The organism is Streptomyces tibetensis (assembly GCF_007655005.1).
Taxonomy (GTDB): domain Bacteria; phylum Actinomycetota; class Actinomycetes; order Streptomycetales; family Streptomycetaceae; genus Streptomyces; species Streptomyces tibetensis.
In genome coordinates, this window is record NZ_SZVW01000024.1 from 142,099 (window position 1) to 157,448 (window position 15,350).

Below are 15,350 nucleotides of genomic sequence, written 5' to 3' on the forward strand. Positions count from 1 at the left end.
CGCGAGAGAGGGCGCCCCGCACGAGCGGGACGCCCTCGACACTCACCTACGCGCGAAGGTCAGAGCTTCTCGATCACGTAGTCGACGCACTTCGTGAGCGCCTCGATGTCCGCCGGGTCGATCGCCGGGAACATCGCGACGCGCAGCTGGTTGCGGCCGAGCTTGCGGTAGGGCTCGGTGTCGACGATGCCGTTGGCGCGCAGCACCTTGGCGACGGCGGCCGCGTCGACCTCGTCCGTGAAGTCGATCGTGCCGATGACCTGCGAGCGCTTGGCCGGGTCGGTGACGAACGGGTTGGCGTACTTGATGTCCTCGGCCCAGCCGTAGAGCGTGCGGGCGGAGGTGGCGGTGCGCCGGACCGACCAGTCCAGGCCGCCCTGGCCGTTGATCCACTCCAGCTGCTGGTTCAGCAGGAAGAGGGTGGCCAGCGCCGGGGTGTTGTACGTCTGGTTCTTGCGGGAGTTGTCGATCGCCGTCGGCAGCGAGAAGAACTCCGGGACGTGGCGGCCGGAGGCGTGGACGCGCTCCGCGCGCTCGATCGCGGCCGGGGAGAAGACGCCGATCCACAGGCCGCCGTCGGAGGCGAAGGACTTCTGCGGGGCGAAGTAGTAGACGTCGGTCTCGCTGACGTCGACGGGCAGGCCGCCGGCGCCGGAGGTGGCGTCCACCAGGACCAGCGAGCCCTCGTCGGCACCGGCCACGCGCTTGATCGGCATGGCGACACCGGTCGAGGTCTCGTTGTGGGTGAACGCGTAGACGTCCACGCCCGCCTCGGCGACCGCCTCGGGGTGGGTGCCCGGGTCGGCGGAGATGACGTCCGGCTCGGCCAGCCAGGGCGCGAGCTTCGCGGCCTTGGCGAACTTGGAGGAGAACTCGCCGAAGGTGAGGTGCTGCGACCTGTTCTCGATCAGGCCGTGCGTCGCGATGTCCCAGAACGCGGTCGAGCCGCCGTTGCCGAGGACCACCTCGTAGCCGTCGGGGAGCTGGAACAGCTCGCTGATGCCCTCGCGCACCTGGCCGACCAGGTTCTTGACGGGGGCCTGGCGGTGGGAGGTGCCGAGCAGGGACGTGCCGGTGGCGGCCAGGGCGTCCAGCGCCTCCACCCGCACCTTGGAGGGGCCCGCGCCGAATCGACCGTCGGCGGGCTTGATGTCAGCAGGAATCTGGATCTCAGCCACGAAGGGGAGCGTAGCCGTTTCCAGAAACCTGGGCGAAACGTCGTCCGTCGGGTGAGACGGCGAGTGGACAGGTCAGTGCGGGGGCGGGCCGGGCCAGACGGCCGAGGCGTCGTCTCGGTGCGGGTCCGGCAGCCGCAGGGGGCGGACGGCGACGGGGCGGACCCCGCCCTCGGTCGTGGCCGTCCAGGGGGCGGGGCGGCCCGAGTAGCACAGGGTGGTGAGGACGAAGACGCCGTCGGCGTAGACCTCGACGTACTCACCGACGGTGAGGATGCGCAGCGAGGCGGCGGGTTCCGGCAGGAGGGTCTCGCCGAGCGGGGTGCCGTCGGGGCCGGTGACCCAGAGGTTCTTGCCGTCGCAGCCGACCGTGAGCGCGGGCCGGTCCGGGCCGGAGGCCTGCGTGCGCAGGGTGATCTCGGTGCGACCGCCGAGGCCGACGTCGCCGACCGCGTGCAGGAGGGCGTCGTACGTCTCCTCGCCGAGCCAGGGGTCCAGGCCCGGCCACCACTCCAGGCGGGGTGCCGAATCGGCGGGTACGGCGAGGGACTTGGGCTGGGCGAGCATGCCGCGGCAGCGCTCGCCGGTGTCGCTGAGGCCGACGCGGCGCGGGGTGGTGTGGAGCACGACGCGCGAGCCGTCGGGGGCGGCGACGACGCGCGGGGCGTACGCGCCGGTAGGGCCGAGCGGGCCGCGGCGGGTCCACGGGCCGCGCAGGCGCGGAGCGGTCCACGCCTCGAAGCCCCGGGTGGCGCCGATGGAGCCGAGGAGCAGCCAGCTGCCGTCGTCGAGGCGTTCGAGGACCGGGCACTCGAACTCGTCGACGTCGCCGGGGGAGACCAGCGGCGGGTGGACGGTCCAGTGCTCCAGGTCGTCGGAGGTCGCCCAGGCGACACACCCGCCGACCTCGACGGGCAGGGAGGCGTCGGCGGCGCAGACCAGCATCACCCAGCCGTCGGACTCGTCGTCGCGTACGACGAAGGGATCGCGCCAGCCCATGTGTTCACCCGTGCGGTACCAGCGCCCGTCCGCCTCGGCGACCGGCCCCGTGCCGTGGCGGCGCCAGCCGGTGCCGTCGGTGCGCTCGGAGCGGGCCAGGCCGATCGACTGCAGGGGCCAGCCGCCCGGGGTGAGACCGGAGACGGCGGTGTAGAGCATCGCCATGCCGGGGCCGTGCGGGAAGGCGTGCATGGTCCACACCGCCTGCTGGTCGAAGCGGCCCGGCAGCCCGTTGCCGAAGGCCGTGCCCTGCGGCTCCCAGCGGACCAGGTCGGCGGAGGTGGCCCTGCCGTACGAGGTCTCCATGCGCAGGTGGTCGAACTCCGCCGTCCAGGGGCCCTGGAGGTGCAGCACGGTGTAGGTGCCGTCCGCGTGGCGCAGCAGGTCGAAGTCGTTCACGCAGAGGCCGGGCGGCGCGTATCGCATGGACAGGTCCTGTCTGCCGACAGCGGCACTCAAACGTGTGCGCTGTGATCTTGCTGGGGGGAGTTCCTCTGAGAGTCAGCCGAAGTAAATCTGAACGCAAACGCTTGCGCAACCAGGTGGGCGGGTTTACGGTCTCGTCACTCCCCCTCCCGCCGACGTGATCCGGACCCCCGCCACGCGGCGTCGTGCCCCCCGATCAAGGAGCGTCCCGTGACGGTCAGCATCACCGATGTCGCCGAGGCCACCGGCGTCTCGGCGTCCACCGTGTCCCGCGCCCTGCGCGGCCGTTCGGGAGTGTCGGAGGAGATGCGGGCCCGGATCGTCGCGGCCGCCGCCGAACTCGGCTACACCGCCTCGCGCTCGGCCTCCAGCCTGGCCAGCGGACGCACCTACACCATCGGCGTCGTCGTCCCCTACGTCGGCCGCTGGTTCTTCGGCACGGTGCTGGACGCGGCCGAGAAGGTCTTCAGCGCCGCCGGGTACGACGTCCTGCTGTACAACCTCGGCTCACCGGAGGCGCGCAAGCGTTTCTTCACCAAACTGCCGATCCGCAAGCGGGTCGACGCCGTGCTGTCCCTGCTGATCCCGGACCCGGAAGAAGCCGCCGCCCTGTGCTCCCTCGGCGTGCCGCTGGCGACCACGGTCGGCGGAGCCCGGCCCGGTTTCACCGTGGTCGGCATCGACGACCGGGGCGGAGCGGAGAGCGCCGTACGGCACCTGGTGAACCTCGGCCACCGGCGGATCGGCATGATCTCCGGCGCCAGCGAGCCGCTGCACTGGACCACGCCCCTCGACCGCCGGCAGGGCTACCTGGACGTGCTGGCCGACGCCGGGATCGAGCTCGACCCCGCCCTGGAGGCGGACGGCGGCTACACGGTCGAGGGCGGCGAGCAGGCCATGACCGAGCTGCTGGCGCTGCGCCATCCGCCGACCGCCGTGTTCGCCCAGTCCGACGAGATGGCGATGGGTGCGCTGCGCGCCCTGCGCCGGCACCGGCTGAGGGTTCCCGAGGACGTGTCCGTGGTCGGCTTCGACGATCACGAGCTGTCCGAGGTGGTCGGGCTGACCACCGTGGCCCAGCCGGTCGCGGCCCAGGGCCGGGAGGCGGCCCGGCTGCTGCTCGCGCAGCTCGACGAGCCGGACGCCGGGGCGCCGCAGCCCGTCGAGATGCCCATCCGCTTCATCCTCCGCGAGACCACCGCTCCGCCGCACAGCGGCCGGCAGCCGTAGCCCCGCTCCCTCGACCGTCCGCCCCCGGAGGGCTGTTCCCGCCCCCCGGCCCACCGTCCGCGCACCGGCCCCTCCGGTCTCGCACCCACCGAGCACCCACCGCACACCCGCCCTCGGAGGCACCACCATGATCACCGGCCACGGAAAGAACCGCCGTACGGGCCTCACGGCCCTCGCCCTGCTGCCCCTGGCCGCGCTGGCCGCCTGCGGCGGCGGGGGCGGCGGCAGCGACACGTCCGCCGAACAGGGCAGCGGCAAGGGCACCATCAGCGTCTGGGCCCACCAGGGCCAGGCGAGCGAGGCGACCGCACTGCAGAACGCGGTGAAGTCCTTCAACTCCTCGCAGAACGCCGTCAAGGCCGAGCTGAAGCTGATCCCCGAGAACGACTACACCAAGACCATCACCGCCACCGACGCCTCCGAACTGCCGGACGTGCTGGAGTTCGACGGCCCGACGATGGCGAACTTCGTCTACAACAGAAAGCTCGCCCCGGTCGACGGCCACGTCTCCGCCAAGACCCTCGGCAACGCCACGGACGCGATCAAGGCACAGGGCGAGATCGACGGCAAGCACTACGGCCTCGGCATGTTCGACGCCGGGCTCGGCATGTACGCCGACAAGAAGCTGCTGGACGCGGCCGGTGTGAAGTACCCGACGAGCCTGGACGACGCCTGGACGGCCGAGGAGTTCGGCAAGGCCCTCAAGGCGCTGAAGGGCAAGGACGCCGACGGCAAGGTCCTCGACATATCGGAGCAGTACGGCCTGGCCTCCGAGTGGGGCACCTTCGGCTTCTCCCCGATCGTCTTCTCGGCCGGCGGCGGTCTGCTGAAGGACGGCAAGGCGGAGGGCGCCCTCGACAGCCCGAAGGTCGTCTCGGCGATGAAGACCTTCCAGTCCTGGAAGACCTACGTCGACCCCAACACCGACGGCAACGCCTTCGCCAAGGGCAAGGTGGCGCTGAGCTGGGTCGGCCACTGGAACTACCCCGCCTACAGCAAGGCCCTCGGTGACGACCTCGTCGTCCTGCCGCTGCCGGACTTCGGCAACGGCCCCAAGACCGGGCAGGGCTCCTGGGCCTGGGGCATCGGCGCCGACAGCAAGAACGGCAAGGCCGCCGGCACCTTCCTGGACTACCTGCTGAACGACACCAACGTCGGCGCGATGACGAAGGCCAACGGCGCCGTGCCCGCCACCAAGACGGCGCTGGCCAAGAGTGACCTCTACAAGAAGGGCGGCCCGCTCCAGCTCTTCGCCGACCAGCTGAACAAGCCGTGCGGCGACAGCGACATCACCTCCTCCTGCGTCGCCGTCACCCGCCCGGTGACCGCCGGATACCCCACCGTCACCGCCAAGTTCGGCACGGCCCTCAACTCGATCTACGGCGGCGCCGACCCCGAGGAAGCCCTGCGGAAGGCCGCCCGCGCCATCGACCGGGACTTCACCGACAACGCCGGCTACGAGATCCCGTAACCCGCAGGACGCATCGGCCCGGGCGGGCCGTCGGTGACATGGCTGCGCGAAGACGCGGCGACGTACCGACCGCGCCCGCCCCCGCCGGGAAGAGGACACCTCCCGTGAAAACCGTGGAACCCGCGCACGCCGCGGCACCAGGCCGGGCGCAGGCAGTCTCGTCCGCACCCCCCGCGAAGCCCCCGCGTCCCGCACGCGGCAACCGTGACCGGCTGCACGGGCTGCTGATGGCCGCCCCGGCCGTCGGCGGGCTGATCGCCTTCGTCGGCATCCCGTTCGGCTACGCCGTGGTGCTCTCCTTCTACAACGTCCGCCTCGGCTCGCCGCTGGAGCCCACCTTCTTCGGCGTGGAGCACTACCGGCGGCTGTTCACCGACCCCGACCTGTCCGGCCCGTTCCTGCGGGCGCTGCTGAACAACCTGACCTTCGCCGCGGTCGTCGTACCGCTCCAGACGGGGCTGGCGCTGACGCTGGCGATCCTGCTCAACCGCAAGCTGAAGGCCATCGGCCTGTTCCGGTCCCTCTTCTTCATGCCGGTGGTCTTCCCGATGGCGCTGGTCGCCGTGATCTGGCGGCTGATCCTCGCCCGCAGCGAGCAGGGCATGCTCAACTCCCTGCTGGACGTGATCACCTTCGGCAACTGGGGTGCCTTCGACTGGCTCGGTGACGGCCTCACCGCGATGGGCTCGGTCATCGTGCTGTCGGTGTGGCAGGGCGTCGGCTTCCAGATGGTCATCCTGCTGGCCGGTCTCCAGCAGATCCCGGGCGAGCTCTACGAGGCCTCCGAGCTGGACCGGGCCTCGCGCTGGCAGCAGTTCCGGCACGTCACCCTGCCCGGCATCCGCGGCACCCTCGTGTTCGTCGCGATGCTCACCTCGGTGCTGTCCTTCCGGGTCTTCGACCAGGTGTACATCCTCATCCGCGGCGGCGGCCTGGACGAGGACGCCACCCGCACGGTGATGTACCAGGCGGTCACCACCGCCTTCGACCAGAACGACATCGGACAGGCCTCGGCCGTCACGGTGGTGTTCTTCCTGATCGTCGTCGCCCTGACCATCGTCCAGCGCCGCGTCGTCCGGCCCGACAACGAGGACTGACCGACCCATGGCCATGACCCGCACGCCCGTACGCCGCGTCCTCGACTACACCGTCCTGAGCGTCCTGGCGTTCGTCTTCGCCCTCCCCGCGCTCTCCCTCTTCCTCGGCAGCCTCAAGCCCTCGGACGAGGTCCTGAACGGCCTGTCCGGCTTCCTGCCCACCCACCTCTCCTTCGACAACTACACAGCCGTCCTCGACAGCCTGAACTCCGACAGCACCGGCTACTTCTGGCAGTTCATGGGCGTGTCGGTGCTGCTGTCGTTCGTGGTGGTGACGGGCGGGCTGATCGTCAACTCGATGGCGGCCTACGGGCTGACGCGGCTGAAGTGGCGGGGGCAGAACGCGGTGTTCACCCTCGTCCTGCTGCTGATGCTGATCCCGTTCGAGTCGGTGGCGGTTCCCCTGTTCTACATGTTCAACGGCCAGCGCAACACGCTGTTCGTCCAGGCGCTGCCGTTCGTCGCCAACGCCTTCGCGATCTACCAGTTCCACACCTTCTTCAAGAAGATCCCGCCGAGCATCGAGGAGGCGGCCCGGCTGGACGGCGCGGGTCCCTGGCGCACCTTCTTCGCGATCATCGTGCCGATGTCCCGGCCGGTGTTCGCCTCGGTCGCGATCCTCACCTTCCTCATCCAGTGGGGCTCCTTCCTGTGGCCGGTGCTGATGGTGTCCGACCCGTCCGTGCGCCCCCTGCCGCTGGAGATGAGCGTCTTCCAGGGCCAGCAGCCCCCGGACTGGGGCCAGATCCTGGCCTTCGGCGTGCTGCTGGTGCTGCCCGTGCTGATCGTCTTCGCGTTCTTCCAGCGCTGGTTCGTCGAGGGTGTGGCGAGCTCCGCGGTCAAGGGCTGAACCACCGGGGCGCCCCGCCCGTCACTGTCGGTGGCCGGATGCATCCTGGACGCATGACGGAACTCGAAGCACGGCTGCGTGCCGTCGTCCGGGGCGACGTCGGGTTCGACGTCACGTCCCGGGCGCTGACGACCATGGACGCGTCCAACTACCGGCGGGTCCCGGTCGGCGTGGTCGCTCCGCGTGACGCCGACGACGTGGCGGCGGTGCTCGCGGTGTGCCGGGAGCGAGGGGTGCCCGTGGTCGCCCGCGGCGGAGGCACCTCCATCGCCGGGCAGGCCACCGGCACCGGTGTCGTCCTGGACTTCACCCGGCACATGAACCGGCTCGTGTCGCTGGATGCCGAGGGGCGCACGGCCGTCGTGCAGCCGGGTCTGGTGCTCGACCGGCTCCAGGAGGCCGCCGCCCCGCACGGCCTGCGGTTCGGGCCGGATCCGTCGACGCACAGCCGCTGCACGCTCGGCGGCATGATCGGCAACAACTCGTGCGGCTCCCACTCCGTGGCGTGGGGGACGACCGCTGACAGTGTGCGGGAACTGGACGTCGTCACCGCGCGCGGCGAGCGGCTGCGACTCGGGCAGGACTGGGCCGGCGCGCCGGACGGCCTGCGCGCCCTGGCCGAGGGAGAACTGGCGCGCCTGCGCACCGGCTTCCCGGAACTGCCCCGCCGCATCTCCGGATACGCGCTGGACGCCCTGCTGCCCGAGCGCGGCGCCGACGTGGCCCGCTCCTTCTGCGGTTCCGAGGGCACCCTCGGCGTCCTGACGGAGGCCGTCGTACGCCTGGTCGAGGCGCCACGCGCGCGTGCACTGGCCGTGCTGGGCTACGCCGACGAGAGCGCGGCGGCGGAGGCGGCGGCCGGGCTGCTGCCGTTCGGACCGCTGACGGTGGAGGGCATGGCTGCGGACCTGGTGCCGTCCCCGCAGGCGCTGCCGCGGGGCGGGGCCTGGCTGTTCGTGGAGACGGGCGGGGAGTCGGCGGGCGAGGCACGCGCGCGGGCGGAGGCGATCGTGCGGGCCGCCGACGTCCTGGACGCGCTCGTGGTCACCGACCCGGCGGGGCAGCGCGCCCTGTGGCGGATGCGGGAGGACGCGAGCGGGACGGCGACGCGCATGCCGGACGGCACCGAGGCGTGGCCGGGCTGGGAGGACTGCGCGGTACCGCCCGCCCGGCTCGGCGCGTACCTGCGGGACTTCCGGGCGCTGATGGCGGCGCACGGACTGCGCGGCACACCCTACGGGCACTTCGGGGACGGCTGCATCCACGTCCGGATCGACTTCGACCTGCTGACGCGGCCCGGCGTCGCCCGGTTCCGCCGCTTCTCGGAGGAGCTCGCGGAGCTGGTGGTGGCGCACGGCGGGTCGCTGTCCGGGGAGCACGGCGACGGGCAGGCGCGGGCGGAGCTGCTGCCGAGGATGTACGGGGCCGAGATGGTGGGCCTGTTCGAGCGGGCCAAGGGCGTGTGGGACCCGGACGACCTGCTCAACCCCGGGATGCTCGTGCGCCCCGCGCCCCTCGACGCCGGCCTGCGCTTCTCCGTCCTGCCCCGCGAACCGGTCGACGTCGCCTTCGGCTATCCCACCGACGGCGGTGACTTCTCGGCGGCGGTGCGGCGCTGCGTGGGCGTCGCCAAGTGCCGTACGACGTCGGTGTCCGGCTCGGGCGTCATGTGCCCGTCCTTCCGGGCGACGGGTGCCGAGGAGCACTCCACGCGCGGGCGGGCCCGGCTGCTGCACGAGATGCTCGCCGGTGAGGTGGTGACGGACGGCTGGCGCTCGGTCGAGGTCCGGGACGCGCTGGACCTGTGCCTGTCCTGCAAGGGCTGCCGGTCGGACTGCCCGGTCGGGGTCGACATGGCCACGTACAAGGCGGAGTTCCTGCATCAGCACTACGCCGGGCGGCGCCGGCCCGCCGCGCACCACTCGATGGGGCGGCTGCCGGTGTGGCTCCGCGCGGTCTCCCGCACGCGCACGGCATGGCTGGTCAACGCGCTGTCCTCGGTACGGCCGTTCGCCCGGGCGGCGAAGCGGCTGGGCGGGATCGCGCCCGAGCGGGACATCCCGAGGGTGGCCCGGCGGACGTTCAGCCGGTGGTGGGAGCGGCGGAGGGCGGGCGGCGGCGTCGGCGATGTGGCCGGCGGGGGTGAGCCTGCTCGTCGTGGCTCGGGCGGGGCCGGGCAGGGGCGGCTGGTCGTGCTGTGGCCCGACACCTTCACCGAGCACCTCTCGCCGGCCGTGGGACAGGCTGCCGTACGGGTCCTGGAGGCGGCCGGGCTGCGGGTGGCGCTGCCGCCGACCGTGCGGCTGGCGAAACCGCCCGTCGGGGACGGCAGGACCGTCGCCCTCGACCCGCTGACCCTGCTGCGCGGCCGGGGCCGGGTCTGCTGCGGGCTGACGTACGTGTCGACGGGCCAGCTGGACCGGGCCCGGGCCGTCATGCGCCGCACGCTCGACCTGATGGAACCGGTGCTGGAGACCGACGCGCCGGTCGTGGTCCTGGAGCCGAGCTGTGCCGCGGCCCTGCGCACCGATGTCCCCGAACTGCTGCACGACGACCCGCGCGCGGCCCGCCTCGCCGCCAGGGTCCTCACCTTCGCCGAGACGCTGGAGCGCCACGCCCCCGGCTGGACGCCGCCGCGCGTGGACCGTCCGGTGGCCGGGCAGACCCACTGCCACCAGCACGCGGTGCTCGGCGACGCCGCCGACCGCCGGCTGCGGGAAGCGGCCCTGCTCACCGGCGAACTGAGCGGCGGCTGCTGCGGCCTCGCTGGGAACTTCGGCTTCGAGGAGGGCCACTGGGAGGTGTCCACCGCCTGCGCGGAGGACCGACTCCTGCCTTCGGTGCGGGACGCCCAGGACGGCACGGTGATCCTGGCGGACGGCTTCTCCTGCCGCACCCAGCTGGAGCAGCTGGCGGGCGTGAGGGGCAGGCACCTGGCGGAGGTACTGGCGGAGGCGCTGGACGAGGACCCCGCGCGCGACGGGGCGGAGGGGGACCCCGTGCGCGACGGGGCGGAGGGGGACCCCGTGCGCGACGGGGCGGACGGGGACCCCGTGCGCGACGGGGCGGACGGGGACCCCGCGCGCGACGGGGCGGACGGGGACCCCGCGCTCGACGAGGCGGACGGGGACCCCGCGCTCGACGAGGCTGACGGAAACCCCACGCGCGACGGAGCGGGCGGGGACCCCACGCGTGACGGGGCGTGAGCCGTTCGGGGCACGGGAGGCGGGCCTGGGGGCCGGGGTGTTCCGGGCCGCGGGACGGGTGGCTTGCCGGTGAGGCGTTCGGGCCACGGGGCCGTCGGACCGAGTGTCTGAGCCGGGGGAGGGCCGGCGCCGCTCCTAGGCTCGCGGAACCAGTCACTGCCCGTCGAGGGCCGCCACTCGAAGGAGCCCGCGCATGAGCGTCCGCGTCAAGCCGATCACCCGGGACGAGCACCTCGCGTTCGTCACGGCCCGCCCCTCCGCCAGCCACACCCAGGTCCCCTCCTGGGGCGAGGTGAAGCCCGACTGGGAGGCGGAGAGCCTCGGCTGGTTCGACGAGGGCGGGCAGCTCGTCGGCGCGGGACTGGTGCTGCTGCGCCCCCTGCCCGGCCCGCGGCTGCCCGGGCTGCCGCGCCACCTCGCGTATCTGCCCGAGGGCCCGCTCCTCAACTGGTACGAGCCCGACCTCGACCGCCTGCTGGAGCCGATGCTCGCGCACCTGAGACGACGGGGTGCCTTCGCGGTGCGCATGGGCCCGCCGCTCGTGGTGCGCCGCTGGAGCGCCGACGCGGTCAAGGCGGCGATCGCCGACCCGGCCGCCCGGCGGCTGCGCGACGTGCGGGCGACGTCGTACGAACCGCGGGCCGGCCAGGTCGCGGACGGTCTGCGCCGCATGGGCTGGCGGCGGTCCGAGGCCTCCGGCGAGGGCGGCTTCGCCGCGGGACAGCCCCGCTACGTCTTCCAGGTGCCGTTCGCCGGCCGGTCGCTGGAGGACATCCACAACGGCCTGAACCAGCAGTGGCGCCGCAACATCAAGAAGGCGGAGAAGGCCGGCGTGAAGGTCGTGCGCGGCGACCTGGAGGACCTGCCGGCCTTCCACGAGCTGTACTGCGAGACGGCCGAGCGGGACCGCTTCATCCCGCGCCCCCTGCCGTACTTCCAGCGCATGTGGAGCGCGCTCACCGCCGAGCACCCCGACCGGATGCGGCTCTACCTCGCCCACCACGACGGCGAGGTGCTCGCCGCGGCCACGATGCTTACCGTCGGCGACCACGTCTGGTACTCCTACGGCGCCTCCACGAGCCGCCGCCGCGAGGTCCAGCCGAGCAGCGCCGTGCAGTGGCGCATGATGACCGACGCGCACGGACTGGGCGCCGCCGTCTACGACCTGCGCGGCATCACCGACACCCTGGAGGAGTCCAGCCACCTGCTGGGCCTGCTCCGCTTCAAGGTGGGCACCGGCGGCGAGGCCGTGGAGTACCTCGGCGAATGGGACTACCCGCTCAACCGGCTGCTCTACAAGGCGTTCGACCTTTACCTTTCGCGCCGCTGAGGAAACTCCCAGCTTTTCCCAGGGAGTTCACAGCGCGGCTTTGCCTTCTCTAGTGCTTCCCTTGGTTCGGGACGTGTACGTTCATTGGTGTCGGGAAAACGCGAACCGCTTCCCGGAATACGTGAACGGAAATGACCCAAGGAGTTGGAATGAGCTTCAAGAAGCTTGCCCCGCTGCCCCCGAAGCCCAAGTCGAAGCAGCTCCCGCCCCCGCCGAAGCCCAGGCCGAAGAAGCACCACGCCCCGAAGCCGATTCCCGGGCGCGGCCACGGCAACTGACGCGGCGCCGAAAAAAGGGACCGATGGTGCACCATCGGTCCCTTTCGCTTGCCGATTCCATTGCCGATTCCATTGGGTGGCCGACGGGAATGTGAAATGACTGAGAAAACCTGTGAATCCGAAGAACTCGAATACGAGACCCCCGCGCTTCCCGCCCACATCGCATTCCGCCGCTTCTGGCCCCTGACCCGGGGGCTGCGCCGGCCCCTGCTGATCGTCTGGCTGTGCACGGTCCTGGCCGCGGTCGCGGAGACCGCGGCCGTCCTGCTGTTCGGCGACCTCACCGACCACGCGCTGCGGGAGGGGTCGCTGTCCGCGTTCTGGGAACCGGCCGCGCAGTGGCTGGCGGTCGCGGTGGCAGGGGCGGTCGTCGGGTACGCCGGGAACTCCCTGGCCGCCTGGATCACGGAGCGCTTCGTGATGCGGCTGCGCGAGCACGTCTTCGACCATGTCCAGCAGTTGCCGCCGCACTTCTTCCAGCGGCACCGCCAGGGCGATCTTCTGTCCCGGTTGACCGCCGACGTCGAGGCGATCGAGACCATGGTCGTGTCCGGCCTGGTGGGAGCGGCCTCGGCGGCCTTCAGCGCGCTGTTCTACGCGGCCGCGGCCCTCTGGCTGCGCTGGGAGCTCGCCGTCGCCACCTTCGTCCTCGCGCCCCTGTTCTGGCTGGCCGCCCGCCGCTTCTCCGGCTCCATCAAGTCCGTCGCACGTGAGGGCCGGGTCGCCGACGGGGCGATCACCTCCGTCGTCGAGGAGTCGCTCGGCACCGTCGTCCTCACCCAGGCCTACGACCGCCGGGACGCCGAGCGGCGCCGGTTGCGGGAGCAGGCGAACGCCTGGTTCCGTGCCTCCGTGCGCTCGACCCGGCTGAACGAGGCGTACGAGCAACTGGTGCAGGTCATCGAGACGGTGTGTGTGCTCGCGGTGATCGGCATCGGCGCCCGGGAGATCTCCACGGGCCGGATGACGCTCGGGCAGCTGCTCGCCTTCGCGGCCTTCCTCGGCTACCTGTACCCGCCGGTGCGGGGTCTGGCGCAGCTGGGTCTGACGGTCACCGCGGCGACCGCGGGCGCCGAGCGGCTGATCGAGATCCTGGACGTGCGTCCCTCGGTCACCGACCCCCGGCACGCCACCCGGGCGGGCCGCCCCGACGGCCACCTCGAGGTGCGGGACGTCTCCTTCCGCTACCCCGGCGCCGACCGGCCGGCCCTGGCGGGCGTGTCCCTCGCGGTCCATCCCGGCGAGCTGGTGATCGTCACGGGCCCGAGCGGTGCGGGCAAGTCGACGGTGTCGAAACTGCTGCTCCGCTTCTACGACCCCGACGTGGGCGACGTCCTGCTGGACGGGGTACCGCTGCGCGACTTCCCGCTCGCCCGGCTGCGCGAGTACGTCACGCTGCTGCCGCAGGAGACCCTCGTCCTGCACGACACCGTCCGCGCCAACATCGCCTGCGGCCGCCCGGGCGCGAGCGAACAGGCCCTGGTGGAAGCGGCCCGGGCGGCCGACGCGCACGACTTCGTCGTGCGGTTGCCAGACGGGTACGACACGAGGATCGACGCGGCCTCCGCCCGGTTGTCCGGAGGGCAGCTCCAGCGTCTGGCGATCGCCCGGGCGATCCTGCGCGACTCCCCGGTGCTGGTCCTCGACGAGCCGACGACCGGCCTGGACGCGATGGCCGCCCGCCGGATCGTGAAGCCGCTGCGGCGCCTGATGGCCGGTCGCACCACCCTCATGATCACCCACGACCTCAACCTCGCCCCGGACGCCGACCGCATCCTCGTGGTCGACCGCGGCCACGTCGTGGAGACCGGCCGCCACGACGAGTTGCTGGCCAGGGGAGGGGCGTACGCGAGACTGCACCGCTCGCAGAACAGTGCGGTCATGGACACGGGCGAACTGCGGATGCCGATGTTCACGGAGTACCCGGCGCATCCGGCTTCCCACTGACCGCGATCCACTCCGTGTCTCATTGGCCGGGACAGCGGCAAAGTGTGTTTACGCACCTGACCTAGTCCATTACTCTGGACTGGCAAGTGCATCAAGATGTACACGGAGTGCATACGATTGCACGCACAGCCCCCGAACCAGCGCCGACGAGCACAGGACCGCCCGTGACCCCCGACAGCGTCACCACGCCCCAGCCCGCGACCACCGCCAGCCCCGACGGCACCGCGCCGGCCACCGGATCGGGCCGGCTCGGCTCGCTCGGGCCCGTGGGCCTGGTGCTCGCCGGAGGCATCTCAGTGCAGTTCGGCGGCGCCCTGGCGGTGACGCTGATGCCCAGGGCGGGAGCCCTCGGGGTCGTGGCGCTGCGCCTGCTGGTCGCGGCCGTCGTGCTGCTCCTGGTCTGCCGTCCGCGGCTGCGCGGCCACTCGCGCGCCGACTGGGGCACGGTGGTCGTCTTCGGCATCACCATGGCCGCGATGAACGGCCTCTTCTACCAGGCCGTCGCGCGCATTCCGCTGGGCCCCGCGGTCACGCTGGAGGTCCTCGGGCCGCTCGCCCTCTCGGTGTTCGCGTCCCGCCGCGCGATCAACGTCGTCTGGGCGGCCCTCGCCCTCGCCGGTGTCTTCCTCCTCGGCGGCGGAGGCTTCAGCGGTCTCGACCCCACGGGTGCGGCCTTCGCCCTGGGGGCCGGCGCCATGTGGGCGGCCTACATCGTCTTCAGCGCCCGTACGGGCCGCCGCTTCCCGCAGGCGGACGGGCTGGCCCTGGCGATGGCGGTGGGGGCGGTGCTGTTCCTGCCCCTGGGCATCGCCGAGTCGGGGACGAAGCTGCTCGACCCGGTCACACTGGGCCTGGGCGCGGCGGTCGCCCTGCTCTCCTCGGTCCTGCCCTACACCCTCGAACTCCTCGCCCTGCGCCGCCTGCCCGCCTCCACCTTCGCGATCCTGATGAGCCTCGAACCGGCCATCGCCGCGACGGCCGGCTTCCTCATCCTCGACCAGGCCCTCAGCGCCGGCGAGGCCGCCGCGATCGCCCTCGTCGTCGCGGCGAGCATGGGGGCGGTGCGCACCCAGGTGGGGCCGAGGCGGCGGAAGAAGGCGGCGCTGGAGAGCACGGGCCTGGAGGGGTAGGCCCGGGGCAGGGCTGCCCTGTCCCGGCCCCGCCCGCCGCGGCGGGCGGGGCCGGGCGGCAGCGAGAGCTGACGCACCGGCACCCGGCGCCGAGCCGGCCGAGCGGGCCGGGGGTGGCGGCGGCTAGTGACCTGGTTTTGAGATCCTGTCGCAGTAGCGGCAGATACGGTCGAGGATCTGGTCGGCGGTCTTGGTCCATTTGAATGGCCTG

General features: G+C 72.4%; 11 protein-coding genes. 9 read left to right on the forward strand and 2 right to left on the reverse strand.

Going from position 1 to position 15,350, the window contains the following annotated elements:
- Nucleotides 1-59 precede the first annotated feature (59 nt).
- Nucleotides 60-1,178: a phosphoserine transaminase gene (gene serC / locus FDO69_RS34295; RefSeq protein ID WP_104786157.1), complete on the reverse strand. Its 1,119-nt coding sequence runs from the start codon at nucleotides 1,176-1,178 to the stop codon at nucleotides 60-62.
- A 72-nt stretch (nucleotides 1,179-1,250) separates the two neighbouring features.
- Nucleotides 1,251-2,600, reverse strand: a complete 1,350-nt coding sequence (locus tag FDO69_RS34300) for a glycoside hydrolase family protein (RefSeq protein ID WP_104786160.1) — start codon at nucleotides 2,598-2,600, stop codon at nucleotides 1,251-1,253.
- Between the two features lie 210 nt (nucleotides 2,601-2,810).
- On the opposite strand from FDO69_RS34300, the gene FDO69_RS34305 reads away from it, so the two are divergent.
- The 9 genes from FDO69_RS34305 (at nucleotide 2,811) to FDO69_RS34340 (ending at nucleotide 15,139) form a co-directional block, all read left to right on the forward strand.
- Entirely contained in the window at nucleotides 2,811-3,830 is a 1,020-nt protein-coding gene (locus tag FDO69_RS34305) for a LacI family DNA-binding transcriptional regulator (RefSeq protein WP_104786163.1), read from the forward strand.
- Between the two features lie 127 nt (nucleotides 3,831-3,957).
- On the forward strand, nucleotides 3,958-5,301 hold the full coding sequence (locus FDO69_RS34310; RefSeq protein ID WP_167526734.1) for an ABC transporter substrate-binding protein: 1,344 nt from the start codon (nucleotides 3,958-3,960) through the stop codon (nucleotides 5,299-5,301).
- 104 nt (nucleotides 5,302-5,405) lie between these two features.
- On the forward strand, nucleotides 5,406-6,398 hold the full coding sequence (locus FDO69_RS34315) for a carbohydrate ABC transporter permease (RefSeq protein ID WP_104786165.1): 993 nt from the start codon (nucleotides 5,406-5,408) through the stop codon (nucleotides 6,396-6,398).
- A gap of 7 nt (nucleotides 6,399-6,405) precedes the next feature.
- On the forward strand, nucleotides 6,406-7,248 hold the full coding sequence (locus tag FDO69_RS34320) for a carbohydrate ABC transporter permease (RefSeq protein WP_104786168.1): 843 nt from the start codon (nucleotides 6,406-6,408) through the stop codon (nucleotides 7,246-7,248).
- 53 nt (nucleotides 7,249-7,301) lie between these two features.
- Nucleotides 7,302-10,454: an FAD-binding and (Fe-S)-binding domain-containing protein gene (locus FDO69_RS34325; protein ID WP_104786171.1), complete on the forward strand. Its 3,153-nt coding sequence runs from the start codon at nucleotides 7,302-7,304 to the stop codon at nucleotides 10,452-10,454.
- 193 nt (nucleotides 10,455-10,647) lie between these two features.
- Nucleotides 10,648-11,784 (forward strand): lipid II:glycine glycyltransferase FemX, encoded by a 1,137-nt coding sequence (locus tag FDO69_RS34330; protein ID WP_104786174.1) that lies wholly within the window; start codon nucleotides 10,648-10,650, stop codon nucleotides 11,782-11,784.
- A gap of 149 nt (nucleotides 11,785-11,933) precedes the next feature.
- A complete protein-coding gene (locus FDO69_RS42790) occupies nucleotides 11,934-12,062 on the forward strand; it encodes a hypothetical protein (RefSeq protein ID WP_257027806.1) in 129 nt (42 codons plus the stop codon).
- 96 nt (nucleotides 12,063-12,158) lie between these two features.
- On the forward strand, nucleotides 12,159-14,009 hold the full coding sequence (locus tag FDO69_RS34335; protein ID WP_104786176.1) for an ABC transporter ATP-binding protein: 1,851 nt from the start codon (nucleotides 12,159-12,161) through the stop codon (nucleotides 14,007-14,009).
- Nucleotides 14,010-14,173: 164 nt separating this feature from the next.
- Nucleotides 14,174-15,139 (forward strand): EamA family transporter, encoded by a 966-nt coding sequence (locus tag FDO69_RS34340; protein ID WP_104786178.1) that lies wholly within the window; start codon nucleotides 14,174-14,176, stop codon nucleotides 15,137-15,139.
- Nucleotides 15,140-15,350: the final 211 nt, after the last annotated feature.